At 67.7% G+C, this 16,179-nt stretch carries 16 protein-coding genes; 4 read left to right on the top strand and 12 right to left on the bottom strand.

Features of this window, described 5'->3' with window-relative positions; genetic code table 11:
* Positions 1 to 5: 5 nt before the first annotated feature.
* The 5 genes from VFR64_10055 to VFR64_10035 form a co-directional block, all read right to left on the bottom strand.
* Positions 6 to 731 (bottom strand): ABC transporter ATP-binding protein, encoded by a 726-nt coding sequence (locus VFR64_10055; protein HET9490081.1) that lies wholly within the window; start codon positions 729 to 731, stop codon positions 6 to 8.
* Positions 731 to 1,393: an ABC transporter ATP-binding protein gene (locus VFR64_10050; GenBank protein ID HET9490080.1), complete on the bottom strand. Its 663-nt coding sequence runs from the start codon at positions 1,391 to 1,393 to the stop codon at positions 731 to 733. The genes VFR64_10055 and VFR64_10050 overlap by 1 nt, the downstream gene beginning before the upstream one ends.
* Positions 1,394 to 1,464: 71 nt before the next feature.
* The gene (locus VFR64_10045; protein ID HET9490079.1) at positions 1,465 to 2,403 is read right to left on the bottom strand and encodes a branched-chain amino acid ABC transporter permease; all 939 of its coding nucleotides are present in this window, start codon (positions 2,401 to 2,403) and stop codon (positions 1,465 to 1,467) included.
* A gap of 9 nt (positions 2,404 to 2,412) precedes the next feature.
* Complete coding sequence (locus VFR64_10040; protein HET9490078.1) at positions 2,413 to 3,513, bottom strand: branched-chain amino acid ABC transporter permease; 1,101 nt, start codon at positions 3,511 to 3,513, stop codon at positions 2,413 to 2,415.
* Between the two features lie 7 nt (positions 3,514 to 3,520).
* Complete coding sequence (locus VFR64_10035; GenBank protein HET9490077.1) at positions 3,521 to 4,717, bottom strand: amino acid ABC transporter substrate-binding protein; 1,197 nt, start codon at positions 4,715 to 4,717, stop codon at positions 3,521 to 3,523.
* Positions 4,718 to 4,843: 126 nt separating this feature from the next.
* Here VFR64_10035 and VFR64_10030 point away from each other — a divergent pair, with 126 nt between their 5' ends.
* Positions 4,844 to 6,139 (top strand): MFS transporter, encoded by a 1,296-nt coding sequence (locus VFR64_10030; GenBank protein HET9490076.1) that lies wholly within the window; start codon positions 4,844 to 4,846, stop codon positions 6,137 to 6,139.
* Here VFR64_10030 and VFR64_10025 read toward each other — a convergent pair.
* The 5 genes from VFR64_10025 to VFR64_10005 all read right to left on the bottom strand — a co-directional run bounded on the left by VFR64_10025 (position 6,127) and on the right by VFR64_10005 (position 11,558).
* Complete coding sequence (locus VFR64_10025; protein ID HET9490075.1) at positions 6,127 to 7,074, bottom strand: LLM class F420-dependent oxidoreductase; 948 nt, start codon at positions 7,072 to 7,074, stop codon at positions 6,127 to 6,129. The genes VFR64_10030 and VFR64_10025 overlap by 13 nt on opposite strands.
* On the bottom strand, positions 7,071 to 7,910 hold the full coding sequence (locus VFR64_10020; GenBank protein HET9490074.1) for a carbohydrate ABC transporter permease: 840 nt from the start codon (positions 7,908 to 7,910) through the stop codon (positions 7,071 to 7,073). The genes VFR64_10025 and VFR64_10020 overlap by 4 nt, the downstream gene beginning before the upstream one ends.
* Positions 7,907 to 8,797, bottom strand: coding sequence for a sugar ABC transporter permease (locus tag VFR64_10015; GenBank protein ID HET9490073.1), 891 nt, complete (start codon positions 8,795 to 8,797; stop codon positions 7,907 to 7,909). Before VFR64_10015 ends, VFR64_10020 begins: the two co-directional genes overlap by 4 nt.
* 25 nt (positions 8,798 to 8,822) lie before the next feature.
* Positions 8,823 to 10,166 carry a sugar ABC transporter substrate-binding protein gene (locus tag VFR64_10010; protein HET9490072.1) on the bottom strand — a complete coding sequence of 448 codons (1,344 nt, stop codon included), beginning with the start codon at positions 10,164 to 10,166 and terminating at the stop codon, positions 8,823 to 8,825.
* 177 nt (positions 10,167 to 10,343) lie between these two features.
* A complete protein-coding gene (locus VFR64_10005; protein HET9490071.1) occupies positions 10,344 to 11,558 on the bottom strand; it encodes an LLM class flavin-dependent oxidoreductase in 1,215 nt (404 codons plus the stop codon).
* A 91-nt stretch (positions 11,559 to 11,649) separates the two neighbouring features.
* Here VFR64_10005 and VFR64_10000 point away from each other — a divergent pair, with 91 nt between their 5' ends.
* Positions 11,650 to 12,177, top strand: coding sequence for a cupin domain-containing protein (locus tag VFR64_10000; protein HET9490070.1), 528 nt, complete (start codon positions 11,650 to 11,652; stop codon positions 12,175 to 12,177).
* Positions 12,178 to 12,303: 126 nt separating this feature from the next.
* Here the strand turns inward: VFR64_10000 and purM are convergent, their stop codons facing one another.
* A complete protein-coding gene (purM, locus tag VFR64_09995) occupies positions 12,304 to 13,428 on the bottom strand; it encodes a phosphoribosylformylglycinamidine cyclo-ligase (protein ID HET9490069.1) in 1,125 nt (374 codons plus the stop codon).
* A gap of 58 nt (positions 13,429 to 13,486) precedes the next feature.
* Positions 13,487 to 14,209, bottom strand: coding sequence for a class II aldolase/adducin family protein (locus VFR64_09990; protein ID HET9490068.1), 723 nt, complete (start codon positions 14,207 to 14,209; stop codon positions 13,487 to 13,489).
* A gap of 73 nt (positions 14,210 to 14,282) precedes the next feature.
* On the opposite strand from VFR64_09990, the gene VFR64_09985 reads away from it, so the two are divergent.
* Together VFR64_09985 and VFR64_09980 are read left to right on the top strand one after the other, a co-directional pair.
* Positions 14,283 to 15,311, top strand: a complete 1,029-nt coding sequence (locus VFR64_09985) for an alcohol dehydrogenase catalytic domain-containing protein (GenBank protein HET9490067.1) — start codon at positions 14,283 to 14,285, stop codon at positions 15,309 to 15,311.
* A gap of 208 nt (positions 15,312 to 15,519) precedes the next feature.
* Positions 15,520 to 16,179, top strand: a 660-nt coding sequence (locus tag VFR64_09980) for a proteasome ATPase (GenBank protein ID HET9490066.1), incomplete at its 3' end; no start/stop codon positions are given.

The following is a 16,179-nucleotide window of genomic DNA, read 5'->3' as shown; positions in this document are numbered from 1 at the left end:
GGCGGTCAGCCGCCAGCCATCGCCCCTCCGAGGTACATGCGCCGGACCTCCGGGTTGTGGAGCAGCTCCTGGCCGGTTCCCGCGAAGCGATTGCGGCCGAGCTCGAGGACGTACCCCCGATCGGAGACCTCCAGCGCGCGGGCCGCGTTCTGCTCCACCAGCATCACGGTCAGGCCGGCCCGCGCCATCGTCACGGTCTTGTCGAACACTTCGTCGACGAAGCGAGGGCTGAGCCCGAGCGAGGGCTCGTCGAGCATGAGCATCCGCGGGCGCATCATGAGGCCGCGTCCCATGGCCAGCATCTGCTGCTCACCGCCGCTCATCGACCCGGCCAGCTGTCGTTGGCGCTCCGCGAGGCGGGGAAAGATCGAGAACACGTAGTCCATGGAGGCCTTCAGCTTCGCCTTGTCCCGCTCCAGGTAGGCGCCCATCTCCAGATTTTCGCGGACGGTCATAGTGCTGAAGACCACCCGCCCCTGGGGGACGTAACCCAGGCCCAGACCCAGGACCCGGTCCGGCCGGCGGCCGACCAGGCTGCTGCCGGCGAACACGACCTCGCCGCCGAGGTAATTGATCAGGTTCATGATCACCTTGAAGGTCGTGGACTTCCCGGCGCCGTTGGGCCCGATGACCGACACGATCTCGCCGTCGTTCACCTCCAGGGAGACGCCGTGGAGGATCTTGATCGAGCCGTAGCCGGCGTGGACGTCGCGGAGCTCGAGCAGCGCCATCAGGCCCGCCGGCGGCCGAAGTAGGCGTCGAGGACCCGCTCGTTCTGCTGGATCTCGGCGGGAAGCCCCTCGGCGATCTTCACGCCGTAGTCCATGACGAAGATCCGCTCGCAGTGGTTCATGATGACGTTCATGTCGTGCTCGACGATGAGGATCGTCTTGCCCATTTCTTGAAGTCGGTGGATCTGGTCGAGCAGGTGCTGGAGCAGGGTCCGGTTGACGCCGGCCGCCGGCTCGTCGAGCAGGATCAGGTCGGGGTCGGTCATGAGCGCGCGCGCGAACTCCAGGAGCTTCTGCTGCCCGTAGGACAGGCGCCCGCCGTATTCGGCACGCAGATGGGCGAGGTTGACGAATGCGATCAGCTCTTCGGCCCGCTCGCGGGCGATCCGGTCGGGGACGGCGAGCCCGGTCACCGACAGCATGTTCTCGAGGACGGTCATCTCCCGGAAGATGCGGGTCACCTGGAACGTCCGCGTGATGCCTTTGCCGAAGATCTGGTGGGGCTTGAGGCCGGCGAGGTCTTCGCCCCTGTAGATCACCTGGCCGTCGTCGGGGGGAATGACCCCGGTGAGCAGGTTGAAGGTCGTCGTCTTGCCGGAGCCGTTGGGGCCGATGAGTCCGGAGATCTTGCCGGCGGGGACGGCGAAGCTGCACCCGTCCACCGCCCGGACCCCGCCGAACGCCTTGCGGAGGTCTCGGACCTCCAGGGCAACCCCGTTCGGGCCCGGGCGGTTCAGTGGACCATTCCCTTGCGGACCCAGCCGCGGTCGATGGCCAGGCCCATGAGGCCCCGGGGCATGAAGCGGGCCACCACGACGATGAAGAGCCCGTACGCGATGAGGTGAGCGGTGGGGAAGTTGACCCAGGTGAGCTCCTGGACCGTGTAGAGCAGCACCGCGCCCACGATGGGCCCGATGACCGTGCCCTTGCCGCCGAGCATCGACATGAGAGCCATGGCGATCGTGATCTGCACGAAAAAGACCGAGGGCGGGTCGATGTAGAGGACCTTGTAGGCCTGGATACCGCCGGCCATGGCCGGGAAGATGGCCGAGAGCACGAAAGCGGCCAGCTTGTAGAGCGTAGCGTTGACCCCCAGCGCCTCGGCCGCCCCCTCGTCCTCACGGATGGCGTTGAGGCGGACGCCGAAGCGGGAATGCCCGACCCCGTACGCCACCAGGACCGTCACCACCATCAGGGCCAGCATCGCGTAGTAGGTCTCGAACGAGGTGTCGGCGCTGGGCAGGCTGATGCCGAGCCCGCCGTGGGTCAGGCTGTCCCACACGGTGGCGATGACTCGCGTACCCTCGGCCGCCCCCAGCATGGCGATGGCGAAGTAGGGGCCTTTGAGCCGCAGGACCGGATAGCCGATCGCGACCGCGACCACCCCGGCCACCACCGCGGCGACACCGAGCGTGGGGAGCCAGGACCAGCCGTAGTCGGCCACCAGAATGGCGCAGGCATAGGCGCCGATGCCGTAGAAGGCCACGTGGCCGAACGACGTGTAGCCGGTGAAGCCGCTGATGATGTTCCAGGAGAGCGCCAGGACGACGTACATCATCGTGAACAGCACGAAGGAGCGCAGGTAGACACTGAGGGCGTCCGGGGCGAAGGCTAGGGCGAGGCCCACCACGGCCAGCAGGGCGAGGTTGCGGAGGTGCTCGTGCCGCTTCACCGCGCCGCCTCAGGCCTCTTTGACGCCCATGAGGCCGCCGGGACGGATCAGGAGCACGAAGATCATCAGGCTGTACGCGGCCAGCTCGACCATGGCGGTGCCGTTGGGCACCATGAGGGAGACCAGGTTCTCGAGGATCGCCAGCATGAAGCCGCCGATGAGGGCGCCCAAGTAGTGCCCGCGGCCGCCCAGGATGATGATGGCGAAGGCCTGCAGCGTGTAGAGCACACCAGTTTCCGGGTTGAACCCGAACTGGATCGACACCAGCGCCCCGCCGGCCACGGCCAGCGCGGCGGCCAGGCCGGTGGTGACCAGGTAGATCCGCCGGACGTTGATCCCGCACACCATCGCCACCTCGGCGTTCAGCGCGGTAGCCCGGACGGCCTTGCCCAGCCGGCTCAGCTTCAGGAACAGATAGACGCCGACGGAGATCACCAGGGCCATCGCGAAGCTGATCACCCGGTTCTGGCCCACCGCGATCCCGCTGGTGAGCTGGACCGTTTCCGGGGCATAGGGGATCGTCCGGAAGTCGGTGGTGAAGATGAGCTCGACGGTGTAGATGATGGTGAGGCCGAGCCCGAAGGTGATCAGGAGCCCCGTCAGCTCGGGGGCTCCGACCGCAGCGTTCAGCAGCACCTTCTGCACCGCTACGCCGAACAGGAAGGCGATGGGGAGGGTGAAGAGCATCGACAGCAGCGGGTCTACGCCGAGATAGAAGAAGGACACCCACGTCAGATAGGCGCCCATCATCACCATCTCGCCGTGGGCGGCGTTGATGATGCGCATGACGCCGAAGATCAGGGTGAGGCCCACCGCGAACATCGCATAGACACCGCCCTGCATGAAGCCGCCCACGACGACGGTCGCCAGGTTCGCGAGCCAGAACTCATCGAGCCTCACGTTGCCGGTCCAGGCGCCCACCACGAAGGGCAGCGCGTAGGCGCAGACGAGGAAGGCGGCGAGCAGGAAGAGGCTCCCGGACTCGCCCCGCTGCATCCGCCACCGCCTCACCACCGCCCGGGCGGCGAGCGGTACCGCTGAGATGATAGGGAAGGGCCGGGAGCGCTGACTCAACTCCCGGCCCGTGACGTCGTCGGCCCGCTGATTCACGCGGTCGCTACCGCTTGCTCCACTCCGGCATGGGCAGCTCGGCCTTGGTCTCCGCGAACTTTTCGGGCCAGACGATGCGGCGCTTGCCCTGAAGGATCTGGAAGGTCATTCCTTCCTGGGAGTTCATACCCCGGGCGTCCACCTTGTAGTGGCCGAAGATCGACGTCGCTTCGAAGGTGGCCAGCACGTCCCGGATCTTCTGGTTGTCGAAGGAGCCGGCCTTCTTGATGGCGGCCTCGGTCACCTGCAGCGAACCGTAGGTCGCCCCGGCGTGATAGTTGGGCGCCTCACCGTAACGCTTCTTGTACGCCTCGATGAACTCCTTCATGCCCGGATACTTGAGCACCTCGGGGAGCGGCTCCCAGTTGGTGAAGCCAAGAACGTACTCGGCGGTGGGCCCGAGCTGCTCGGCGAACTTGGGCAGCCCCGGGCCGACCGTGCCCGAGAAGAGCTTTAGGTTTATATTCAGCTCCCGCAGCTGACGGACCTGGGCGGCGGCGTCGGCGAAGTAGCTGTTGGAGAAGATGGCCTCGGCGCCGGAACCCTTGATCTTCTGGAGCAGCGCGGTGAAGTCTGTCTGCTTGAGCGGGTAGTTCTCTTCGACGACGACGTCGATGCCGAGCTTCTGGCACCACTGCTTGGCGCCCTTGCCCGACTGACGGGGGAAGAGGCTGTCCTCGCCGATGATCGCCGCCCGCTTCACGCCGATCTGCTTGGCCAGGTGGACGGCCCCCTTCTGGTAGTCCTCGGCGACGGGCACGATGTTGAAGATGTACTTCCGCCCCTTCTCCCAGATCGGGGTCGACGCCGCGCCGTAGGCCACGAAGGGCATCTTGTAGCGCTCGTTGACGTTGGCCACGGCCTCGGTGATCCCGCTGGAATACGGCGCGAGCAGGAGATCGACCTTGTCTTCGGTGATCAGCTTCTCGTAGAGCTTGATGGCTGTCTGCGTGTCGGACTTGTCGTCGAGCAGGATCAGGTTGATCTTGTGGCCCAGAAGGCCGCCCCGGCGGTTGACGTCCTCGACCCACATCTTGATCGAGTTCACCTGACGGCCGGCCGGCTCGGCGTAGCGCCCCGTCTGGGAGATCGCGCCGCCGATCAGCACCTCGTTGTTGGGGCGGTGGTTGGCGCTGGCCGTATCAACGCCGAGCACCGCGAGAGCCACCGCAATCGCCATGAGCACGCGCATCCGCATCGTCATACGCAGTCCCCCCAGATGGTCGACATGTCAGGTCCCCTCACGAGCCGGGGCCATACTTTACAAGATGGCAGGGTTGTCAACAAGCTCAGCCTCGGACCCCCGGACGTCCCGGTAGAATCCAACCCCGTGCGCGTGCCTTTCTTCTACGGCTGGATCATCGTGGCGGTCGCCTTCGTCACCATGGGCGTCGGCGTCAACGCGCGCACCGCCTTCTCGCTGCTCTTCCCGCCGATCCTCGACGAGTTCGGGTGGGAACGCGGCGTCACGGCCGGCGCCTTCTCCTTCGGCTTCCTCGTCTCCGCGGTCCTGAGCCCATCGCTCGGCCGACTGATGGATCGCCGCGGGCCGCGGGTCGTGATGGAGATGGGCGTGGGCCTCATGGCCGCCGGTCTCCTGCTCGCCCCGCTGGTGCGCGAGCCCTGGCATCTCTACGCGACGCTCGGGGTTCTCGTGGGTGGGGGCAGTGTCTGCTTCAGCTACACGGGCCAGGCGCTGTTCCTGCCCAACTGGTTCGTGCGTCGCCGCGGCCTGGCCATGAGCCTGGCCTTCTCCGGCGTAGGCGTGGGATCGATCATCCTGCTGCCCTGGCTGGGGGCCCTCATCGCGGGCGCCGGGTGGCGCACCGCCTGCTGGACGCTGGGCCTGCTGGTGCTGGGGCTGCTGGCGCCGCTCAACCTCCTGTTGAGGCGACGGCCCGAGGACCTCGGGCTGGCGCCCGACGGCGACCGGCTCTCGCCCGGCGCCGCCGGCACGGGCCGGACCGCGAATGTAGTCGACGCGGCCTGGGTCGCCGTGGACTGGACGCTCGGCCGAGCCGTGCGCACGGCCCGCTTCTGGTGGATCGCGGTAGGCTACCTCTGCGGGCTCTTCTGCTGGTATGCGGTGCAGGTCCACCAGACGAAGTACCTGGTGGAGATCGGCTTCAGCGCCCCCGATGCGGCCTGGGCTTTGGGGGCCGTGAGCCTGGCCGGCGTTCCCGGGCAGATCGCGCTGGGCCACCTCTCCGATCGGATCGGGCGGGAGTGGGTCTGGACGGTGGGCAGCCTCGGGTTCGCGCTCTGCTACCTGGCCCTGCTCCTGCTCCGGCAGACCCCGACGCTCCCGCTGCTCTACTTGATGATCCTGTCGCAGGGTCTGCTCGGCTATGGCCTCACCTCGGTGGTTGGCGCCATCCCCGCGGAGATCTTCGAGGGCCGGCACTACGGCAGCATCTTCGGCAGCCTCATGCTGGCGGCGATCGCGGGCGGAGCGATCGGGCCCTGGGTGACCGGCGCGCTGTACGACGCCACCGGCAGCTACACGCTGGCCTTCTGGATCGCCATCGGCGCCAGCGCGCTCTCGGCCCTGGCCATCTGGCTGGCCGCTCCCCGCCACGTCCGTGTAGTTGCCGGCCGCGTCGGAAGCCGGCGTCAAGCGACCTGAGGGCGGACCTCCCCGGCGAACCGCTCCAGGACCGACACCATCTGGGGGACCGTGGAGACCGAGAAGTCCAGGACGAAGTGCTGGACGCCCGCCGCCACGTAGGCCTGCAGATCCTCGACGATCTGGGCGGCCGACCCGGTCAGGGGAGCGCGATTCGCCCCGGGCGCGTCAGCGAAGCTCAGCGGGCCCTTGAACGAGACCGTGATCGTCGCCGGGTCGCGCCGGGCGGCTCGGGCCAGCTCGTGAAGCCGCTTGACCCGGACCCCCATCTCCGGCGGGTGCAGCGCCACGGGAGGCCGCAGGCCGAGCGGGTGCCAGCCGTCGGCCACCTCCACCACGCGCCGGAGGGCGGCTTCGCTGTGGCCGCCGATCCAGATGGGGATCCCGCCGGGGCGCGCCGGGTGCGGACGCACGCCCCCGGCCTGGGCGATCCGGGCGAAGCGCCCGTGGAACGTGACGCGCGGCTGGGTCCAGATCATCTGCATGATCCGCAGATACTCGACCGTGCGCGCGGCCCGCTCGGCGAACGGCACGCCCAGACTCTCGAACTCTTCCCGCCACCAGCCGATGCCGGCGCCGAGGATCACGCGCCCGCCGGAGAGATAGTCGGCGGTGGCGAGCGCCTTGGCCGTATGGACCGGATTCCGATAGGGGATGACCAGAACGCTCGTGCCCACGGCGATGCGCTGCGTGGTGGTCAGCAGGTACATGACGGTGGTCAGCGGCTCCAGCCAAGCCTCGTCGGGGCCCAGCGGGAATGCGCCCGTCGGCGAGTACGGGTAGGCCGACGTACTGGCGGTGGGGATCAGCAAGCGGTCGGTCACCCAGATCGAGTCGTAGCCCAGCTCGTCGGCGCGCCGGGCGACCGCCGTAATGGCGTCGCGATCCGCCAGGGGGCCCCGGCCGGTGAGCGAAAAGCCGAAGCCGATGGTCATCCCTTGAGCCCTCCGCTCCCCCAGCCCGCGACTAGATGCCGCTGGACCCCGACGAAGAAGGCCAGGGCGGGGATCGTGATGAGCATGCCGGCGGCCATGATAAGCCCCCAGTCGATCAGCGCCGAGTGGAAGAGGTCCTGGACGCCCACCGGAAGCGTCTTGAGCTCGTCGGAGGCGATCAGGATGCGAGCGAAGATGTAGTCGTTCCAGGCCAGGACGAAGGTGAAGATCCCCGTGGCGATCAGGCCGGGCAGCGCCAGCGGGAGGACGACATGGACCACCGCGCGCCATCGGTCGGCCCCATCCACCAGAGCCGCCTCCTCCAGCTCGACGGGGATCGTCGCGAAGAAGGCCCGCAAGAGCCAGAGGGCGAAGGGCAGGCAGAACGACGCGAACGCCAGGACCAGCGCCAGGTGGGTGTTCTCGATCCCGATCCGCTTCACGAGGATGAAGAAGGGGATCACGATCATGATGGGCGCGAACATGTAGGTGCAGAGGATGAGGCCGGCGATCTGCTCCCGCCCCGGGTAGCGGTAGCGGGTCAGGCTGTAGGCCCCGGCCGCCGCCACCATCATCGTCAGCAGGACCACCAGACCCGAGACCGTCACGCTGTTCTGGAAGTAGATCAGGAAGTTGGTCGAGGTGAACAGCCGCGCGAAGTTCTCCCACGTCGGCGCCTCGGGCATGAAGGACGGCGGCTGGGCGAAGACTTCGACGGGCGGCTTCAGCGACGTGGAGGCCATCCAGAGGAACGGGAACGCCGCCTGGAAGACGAGCAGCGCCGCCCCGACGTAGAGCAGCCCGCGCCCCAGCGCCCGTCGCGCCCGCGGCGTCATCCGATGTCCGCCTCCCGCCGGAACAGGCGGAAGTACACGATGGTGGAGACCATGAGGATCCCGAACATGACCACCGCCAGAGCGGCCCCCAGGCCGGCCTGGTAATAGGTCAGCGTTCGCATGTAGGCATACACGGGCAGGGTGCGGATGAAGCGGCCCGCGCCCGCCCCCTCCCCCATCAGCCACACCGTGTCGAACTTGGTGAACATCCAGATGCTGCGAAGCAGGATCACCACGAACAGAATGCCCTTGATGTGCGGCAGCGTGATGTGGACGAATCGCCGGACGGCGGAGGCGCCGTCCACCTTGGCCGCCTCGTACAGCTCGCTGGGAATGGTCTGCAGCCGGGCCAGTACGGCCAGCAGGACGAACGGGAAGAATTGCCAGACGCTGACCACGATGAGCGAGAGCATGATCAGGTCGGCGCCCAGCCAGCTGATGGGATCGCGGATGAGCCCCGACGTTATCAGCGCGTAGTTCACGAGCCCGTAGGTGTCGTTGAGGAGCCACTTCCAGAGGATGACCGCCACGATCGTGGGGATCATGTAGGGAAAGAGGACGATGCCCCGCGCCAGGTTGCGCCCCCGGAACGACTCGTTGAGGAGCAGGGCCGCGGCGACGCCCAACAGGATCTGCAGGCTGATCGTCCAGACCGAGTACACCACGCCGTACCAGAGGCTGGTCCAGAATTCCGGATCGCTCCACAGGTAGACGTAGTTGTCGAGGCCGATGAATCGCTGTTCGGGGAAGAAGGAGTGCTTGTCGAGCAGGCTGAGCCACAGGGAATAGCCGACGGGGTAGATCGTGAGGGCGAGGATCAGCAGCAGGCCGGGCGCAATGGTCAGGAGACCAGTCACCTGGTGGGTGACCGTCGGCCCCTGGCGCATCACGCCCGGCCGAGGGAGCCCGGCGTTACCAGCGCTTGTGCCCCAGCTTCGTGATCAGCTCTTCGGCCCGAGCCTGCGCCCTGGCCGCTGCCTGGGCGGACGGCATCCCTCGAACGGCGTCGGTCACCATGTCGGGGAGGATGTTCGATCCGAAGATCTCGAGCAGGAAGGGAAGCTTGAGATCGTCCCACTCCACGATCAGCGTCGGCTTCGCCAGGTCCCGCTCCAGGTAGTAGTAATCCATCTCCACCCAGTCCTTCCACCGCTGGTACATCGCGTTGGCCTGGTACGCCGGACTGTTCCGCACCGACTTGAGCGTGGGCAGCAGGTGGATGGGTACGGTGTGCAGGTACTTGATGTAGTTCTCTTCCTTGAAGAAGAATTTTAGAAATTCGGCCGCCTCGTTGGGGTAGCGGGCGTTCTTGAAGATCATCCACGGCTCGGCATCGATCTGGGCCGCCGTGGTCTTGCCCGAGGGCCCGCGCGGCTTTCGCATCACCCCGAAGTGCTGAACGTCGCCCGTCCCCTTGGGCGCGTATTTCTCGATGTAGCCCGCGCTCCGGCCGTGCCCCTGGTAGACCATGGCCGCCTTGCCGGTCGCCAGGTTGGTGAAGGTGTCGAGATAGCCGTGGCCCAGCCACCCCGGAGGCAGGACGGTGTCGTTGAGCTTCTTGTAGAAGTCCAGCATCTCGATGACCTGCCGTTCGGTGAAGGTGGGCCGCCCCGTCTTGGGGTCGAAGAGCCGCCCCCCATTGGCCTTGGTCAGCTCCGCCACCAGGATGTTGATGAAGAGCGGCGTGCCGGGCAGGGACAGGCCGTAGCGCGTCACCCGGCCGTCCTTGTCCCGCTCCATCATGGCCTGGGCGACCTTGAGAAAGTCGTCCCAGGTGGCCGGCGGCTTCAGCTCCTTTTGCTTGAAGACGTCCTTGCGGTAGATGAGGAGGTTCGTGTTGGGCGAGTGGGTGATGCCGTAATACTTGCCGTCGAAGCGACAGAGATTCCGCACGGCCTCCCAGATGTTGTCTCGCCCCACCGCCTGAGCGATGTCCTCCTGGTCGCGCAGGAGCCCTTTCTGGTAGAAGGAAGCGCAGGTGATGGCTTGCCCATGGCTCGCGTCCGGCGGAGCGCCGGCCGCCAGGGCGGTCGTCAGCTTGGCCTCCAGATCCCCCCAGGCCAGCGCCTCTTGCTTCACGGTGATGTCCGGGCGAATCTTCTCGAAGGCGTTGATGATTTCCTGGAAGGCCTTGACCGACTGGGGCTCGGTCTCCGTGTGCCAGATCCTCACCACCTTCTTCTCCTGAGCCCAGGCCGGGAGCGCGAGCGCGACGACGAGAACGAGGCCGATGAGCGACCAGCTCCCACGCTTCATGGCGGTTCCTCCCTCGGGCGTTGTCACCCGGTTCCCACGGTCCCGCGTCTGGGCGTATCCCAACCGCATCGGGCCTGTCAAGGGATCCGGCGTCCACCGCCGAGTTCGGCGACCAGTCGCTCCAGATGGCCCACGATGCGGCGGCGACGGCGTCCACCGCGAGACCCCGGGCGGGGCTCAGGAGGCTTGGGGCGACGGATCCTCGTCCCGGGCGCCAGAGGTGCGCTGCCGGAACCCGGCCGGAATCGGCCGGCCAGCGTCGAGATACGCCCGGCGAACCGCCTCCACGTTGGGGCTGAAGATGGTCTTGCGGTTGGCGCGCGCCCAGTCGTTCGAGGCTTCGGGCATTACCGTCGAGCCCTGGAAGCGCGGCATGACGTAGCGCGCGAACAGCTCGTAGCTCTTCAGGGTCTGCTCCCGGTTGGCCCACTCGTGGGCCCGGAACAGCAGGCCGCCGAAGCCGCCCTGGCTGTACTCCTGCAAGCGCTCGATGCCGCGGATCACCGTCTCGGGCGTGCCCACCAGCGTGGTGCCCATGCGCACGCCCTCGCGCAGCGGGTCGTCGGCGCGGCCGGGCGGTCGGCCCAGCGTCTCCTCGAAGTAGGTGATGGTCTCGTGCCGTTCGGCCCGGGAGACTTCGCGCAGAGCCAGCTCGTCGTCCTCGGCCACGTGCACGTTGACCACGAGACGCCACTGCTTGCGGTCCATCCGCTTGCCGTGCTTGGCGGCGGTGTCTTCGGCGAGTTTCCACTGGCTGGCCAGCATCGCCGGCCCTTCCGGCAGGCCGGCGCCGAGCGACAGCACGCCGAGGCCGTGCTTGCCCGCCGCCACCACGCCGGCGGGCGTGATCGTGCTGGCCACGGCGATCGGGAAGTGCGGCTCGGTGTAGGGGGCCAGGTGCAGGCGGGCCTCGCGCAGCTCGAACCAGTCGGTCTTCATGGTGATGGGCTCTTCGCAGCGGAGGAGCTGCATGATGGCGTCGAGGGCCTCCTCCATGCGCGGACGCTGCGTCACCGGCTCGATCCCCATCATGTAGGCGTCCGAGACCAGCGCCCCCGGTCCGCAGCCGAGCATGGTGCGGCCCCGCGTCATGTGGTCGAGCAGGACGAACCGCTGGGCCACCAGTAAGGGATGGTGATACGGCAGGCTCGTGACCCCCGAGCCCAGCATGATGTGGCGGGTCCGCTCGGCGGCCGCCGCGATGAAGACCTCGGGCGCGGCGATGAGCTCCCAGCCTGCCGAGTGGTGCTCACCCACCCACACCTCGTCGTACCCCAGGTAGTCCAGCCACTCGATCAGCTCCATGTCCCGGCCGAGGGCCAGGGTGGGGTTCTCACCGAGTCGGTGAAAGGGAGCGAGGAAGATGCCGAACGTCAATCCCTTGTGGGCCATAGGGGCAGATGGTAGCACGGCGATCGGGCACGGCTTGACGGCCCCCGCGCCCCCGGCCTACAGTCCAGCGTAAGGAGTGGGGAGGACTGCCATGGCAAAGCTGCAGATCTCGGTGGCGGAGATGGAAGCGACCCGGGTGGCGCGGTTCCGCAACCTCGAGCCCAGCCGCCGCGCCTTCGTGGACACGGCGATCCCGGGCTACGAGCGGCTCATCTACAACGTCATCGGCCGGGGCGTGACCGAGGACGCTTCGCTGGCGCCGGCGATCACCGACGCCCGCGATTTCAACCTGACGCTGATCAAGAAGGTGCCCGGGAACCGGGTCGGTCTGCACGATCACCCGACGGTCGAGGTGTTCATGCCATTGACCGGACGTTGGGGCGTGTACTGGGGTGACGATGCGGAGAACGAGGTCGTCCTCGAGCAGTGGGACGTCATCTCCGTGCCCCCGGGCGTCATGCGGGGCTTTCGGAACCTGGGGACCGAGGACGCTTACCTGCTGGCGATCCTGGGCGGATCCGACTCGGGTCACGTCGAGTGGTCACCGAAAGTCCTCGAGGCGGCCCGCCAGCACGGCGCCTCGCTCGACAAGCACGGCAACGTCATCGCCGCCCGCTAAGCCGGCATCGACGCCTAGCCCGGCGTCTTCCTGAATCCCGTGCGCGGCGGGGCCGGTCCCACTCCGGCGCCACCCGCCCGGGCTCGCGGGGAGATTCAGCGCGGGGAGATTCAGGAAGACGACGGGCTAGAGGTCGGTGAAGCGGTCGTGTTCGCCGACGAGGTTCTGCTTGGGAAGGAACACGCGCTTGCGCTCATCGGCGACCACTTTCCCGATTACGGACGTCTCGAAACCGTGCGCGGCGAAGGTATCGCTGACCGCGCGCACGACCGAGGGGTCGTCCTCCACGATGAGGCAGAAACCGATGCCCATGTTGAAGACGTAGTACATCTCGTGGGCGGGGACGCCGCCCAGCGTCTGGATGAGCTCGAAGATGGGCGGAGACGGCGGCAAGTTGTCCAGATGGAAGCCGACCCTGGCGGCGATGCGGGTCAGGTTGAGCAGGCCGTCCCCCGTGATGTGGACCAGGCCCCGGACGGGCACGGCGCGCTTGAAGAGCAGCTCGACCACCGGGCGCACGTAGATGTGGGTCGGCCGAAGCAGCTCCTCGCCGACCGCACAACCCAGCGCGGGGACGTGCTGGTCCGGCGCAAGCCCGCCGCGCTCGAACAGCACCTTGCGGGCCAGGGTGAGCCCGTTGCTGTGGACGCCGTTGCTTCGGGCCCCGACGATGACGTTCCCGGGAGCGACGTCGCGCCCCACGATGATCCGATCGAGCGAGACGATCCCGGCGCACATCCCCGACAGGTCCAGGCCCCCGCCGGGGGCGCGCCCTTTGAGGACGTCGGGCATCTGCGAGATCTCGCCGCCGACGATCGCCACGTCGGCCAGCTCCGCGCCGCGGTGAAGTCCCCGGGCGATCTCCTCGAGGACGCGCGGGGTCGCCCGCTCGACGGCGATGTAGTCCAGGAACGAGATGGGCTCGGCGCCCACACAGAGGGCGTCGTTCACGTTCATCGCCACGCAGTCGATGCCGATCGTGTCGTAGCGCTGGAGCATCTCGGCGACCAGCACTTTGCTACCGACGCCGTCCGTGCACAGGGCTAGGCCCAGGTTGTTCCCCAGATCGACCACGCTGGCGAAGAAGCCGATGTCCAGGACGGGATGGCCGGGGCGACCGGCCGGCCGGAACTGCTTCGTGCGGTTTACCCAGCCAAGCAGGCCGTTGAGACCGAGCTGGGTGTTGTCCAGGACACCCGCGGCCTGATAGCTCAGCGAGCGATCGCCGGCGCCGGCGCCCTTGCTCGTCACGCGCCTAGTCTACACGACGCCACGGCCGGGGCGGTGCCGGGCGCAGTGTCCTGGATGCTCAACGCTCCATCACCCGGCGCTTCCACAACTCCCAGGGCCGCGCGTAGGTGCTGGAGACTGTGCCGTCGGCCAGCCGCGCCTCCTCCAGCTCGAGATAGGTGACGCTTCCCAGCGCGATAGCCTGCTGCTGGAGCCGCGCGTTCATCTCCATGTAGACGCTGCGGGCGACGGCGTGCTGGATCGTCGGACCCACCACGACTGCCCCGTGACCGCGCAGGAGGGCTGCAGTGTGGCGGCCGAGCGTCTGGGCCAGCGCGCGGCCGAGCGCGGCGTCGCGAACGAGCAAGTCCGTCATTCCGGCGAACTTGCGGATCTCGAAGACCGGAACCCCGCCGCCGAGGAAGGCCGCCATGTGATAGATGGGGCGCAGGGGCTGGGAGCTCACGCCAAAGGGGATCACTGAGGGAGAGTGGTGGTGCACCACGGCCTGCACGTCGGGGCGCGCCCGGTAGATCTCCCCGTGGATGAAGCGCTCCAGATAGAGACTGCGTCCTCGCCCGTCCACGGCCACGCTGTCGAGATCGTACTCGAGGATGTCGTCGGCGGTGACCAACTGCGGAGCCAGCGAACGTGCCATGAGGTAGCGATTGGGATCCCGGTCATGCCGGACGCTGACGTGGCCCCAGGCGTCAACCACGCCGTGATCGGCGAGTATGCGATTAGCGGCGACGAGGTCGTCGATGAGCGCCGGGGTTCCTGGGCCCTCCGAGGTCGGTCGCATAGCGGCGCGACGATAGGCGATCCTACGGTGCTCGGCAAGACCGTAGAATGGGCGCGCCAAGGAGGCGTCGGCCATGAAGGCGATGGTGCTCGAAGAGTTCGGCAAGCCGCTGGTCTGGCAGGAGGTGCCCGAGCCGAAGATCGGCCCGCGGCAAGCGCTGGTGCGGTCCCAGGCCAACGGCCTGTGCGCGACCGATCTCAAGATCGTCGACGGCCTCGTGAAGTCGGCGAAGACGCCGCTCCGGCTCGGCCACGAGAGCGCAGGTGTGGTCGTCGACGTGGGCAGCGAGGTGGCCGGCGTCAAGCCGGGCGACCGGGTGGTGATGGTCTGCAAGCAAACCTGCGGTCGCTGCCGCATGTGCCGGGCCGGGCACGAGGCGATGTGTTTGAGCTCGCCGGGCCGGTTGGGATTCGAGATGGACGGCGGCTTCGGAGAGCTCGTCGCCGTCCCCGAGCGCAATCTCGTCAAGGTCGGTCCCCAGGTGTCGATGGAAGCAGCCTCGCTGATCGGAGGCACGCTGGGCTCGCCCCTGCACGCGATCCGCATGGCCCGGGTCGACCTGGGCGAGACCGCGGTGGTGTTCGGTCTGGGCGGCCTGGGCATCCACGCGCTGCAGATCCTGCGGCATTTGGGGGCCAACGTCATCGGGGTCGACGTCAAGGAAGACAAGCTCGCCAAGGCCCGTGAGCTGGGCGCGCTGCACACCATCGACGCCCGGCACGCCGACCCGGTGAAGAGGGTCCTCGACCTCACCGACGGCGTGGGCGCCGACGTCGCCCTGGAGATCGTAGGCGGCGAGGCGGTCCCCCCGGTCATCCAGCAGTGCCTGGATCTTCTGCGGCCCGGGGGACGCCTGGTGATCCTCGGCTACCACTACGGCCAGAGCGTGCCGATCGACCCGGCCCGGCTGGTCTATCGATGGGTCCATATCGTCGCCTCGCACAACCACTCCGTGCGCGACGTGGTCGATGCCGCCAGCCTGGTGAACGACGGCCGCGTCAGGGCGGTCATCGCCGGCACCGCGCCCATCCGGGAGGCCAACGAGGCCTTCCGGCAGCTCCGCGCCGGAGACCCGATCGGACGGATCGTGCTGCAGTGGTGACGGCGTACCGTGATCGAGGACGTGGGTGGCAACGCGCTGGGATCTGCAAAACCTACAATCAGCACCTGGTTGCCGTGACGGCGCCGGCTAACACATTGATTTGGCGTCCTGGGCGGTATGGCGTTGGTCTTGCACCGGCCGAGGGGCGACGAGCGCCAGGGCCAAGCCCTGGCCCCGCAGGTCTAACGCCCGACAAGAGAGGTCGCACATGAATCTCGGCGGAACGCGCGACGCGGATGCCAAGGAGACGACCCGACGCAAGGCGACGGCCACGGTCGACGGGGCGTTGCACGATCTCTACCGAGAGCTGACAGAGACCCAGAGCCAGAAGCAGAAGCTCGCTCAGGCGCTCTCCGAGGCGCGCGAGCAGATCGTCGCGCTCAAGGAGGAGGTCGACAAGCTCTGCGCCCCGCCGGCGACCTACGGGGTCTACCTCTCGGCCAACCTGGACGGAACCGTCACGATCCTGTCGCAGGGCCGGAAGGTGAAGGTCAACGCGCACCGGGACATCGAGATCAAGACGCTCAAGCCGGGCCAGGAGATCATCCTCAACGAAGGCCTCAATATCGTCGAGGCCGCCGGCTACGAGATCCAGGGCGAGGTCGTCGTGCTCAAGGAGCAGCTCGATCCCGAGCGGGCGATCGTGACTCTGCGCGCCGACGAGGACAGGGTGGGCATCATCGCCGATCCCCTGCGGACCCTGTCCCTGAGGACGGGCGATCACCTGCTCATGGACGCCAAGTCCGGCTACCTGCTCGAGAAGCTGCCCAAGAGCGAGGTCGAGGATCTGGCCCTGGAGGAGGTGCCCGACATCGGCTACGACGACATCGGGGGCCTGGTCACCCAGATCGAGGCCATCAAGGACGCC

The sequence above is a fragment of the Candidatus Methylomirabilota bacterium genome, from assembly GCA_035709005.1.
In the GTDB taxonomy this organism is placed as follows: domain Bacteria; phylum Methylomirabilota; class Methylomirabilia; order Rokubacteriales; family CSP1-6; genus 40CM-4-69-5.
This window is presented reverse-complemented; position numbering and strand designations above follow the sequence as displayed.

Excerpts from the sequence above, each read along its gene's own strand:
- VFR64_10055 (HET9490081.1), bottom strand. The coding sequence starts at position 731 with ATGGCGCTGCTCGAGCTCCGCGACGTCCACGCCGGCTACGGCTCGATC.
- VFR64_10035 (HET9490077.1), bottom strand. The coding sequence starts at position 4,717 with ATGACGATGCGGATGCGCGTGCTCATGGCGATTGCGGTGGCTCTCGCG.
- VFR64_10025 (HET9490075.1), bottom strand. The coding sequence starts at position 7,074 with ATGACCATCGGCTTCGGCTTTTCGCTCACCGGCCGGGGCCCCCTGGCG.
- VFR64_10020 (HET9490074.1), bottom strand. The coding sequence starts at position 7,910 with ATGACGCCGCGGGCGCGACGGGCGCTGGGGCGCGGGCTGCTCTACGTC.
- VFR64_10015 (HET9490073.1), bottom strand. The coding sequence starts at position 8,797 with ATGCGCCAGGGGCCGACGGTCACCCACCAGGTGACTGGTCTCCTGACC.
- VFR64_10010 (HET9490072.1), bottom strand. The coding sequence starts at position 10,166 with ATGAAGCGTGGGAGCTGGTCGCTCATCGGCCTCGTTCTCGTCGTCGCG.
- VFR64_10005 (HET9490071.1), bottom strand. The coding sequence starts at position 11,558 with ATGGCCCACAAGGGATTGACGTTCGGCATCTTCCTCGCTCCCTTTCAC.
- VFR64_10000 (HET9490070.1), top strand. The coding sequence starts at position 11,650 with ATGGCAAAGCTGCAGATCTCGGTGGCGGAGATGGAAGCGACCCGGGTG.
- VFR64_09990 (HET9490068.1), bottom strand. The coding sequence starts at position 14,209 with ATGCGACCGACCTCGGAGGGCCCAGGAACCCCGGCGCTCATCGACGAC.
- VFR64_09985 (HET9490067.1), top strand. The coding sequence starts at position 14,283 with ATGAAGGCGATGGTGCTCGAAGAGTTCGGCAAGCCGCTGGTCTGGCAG.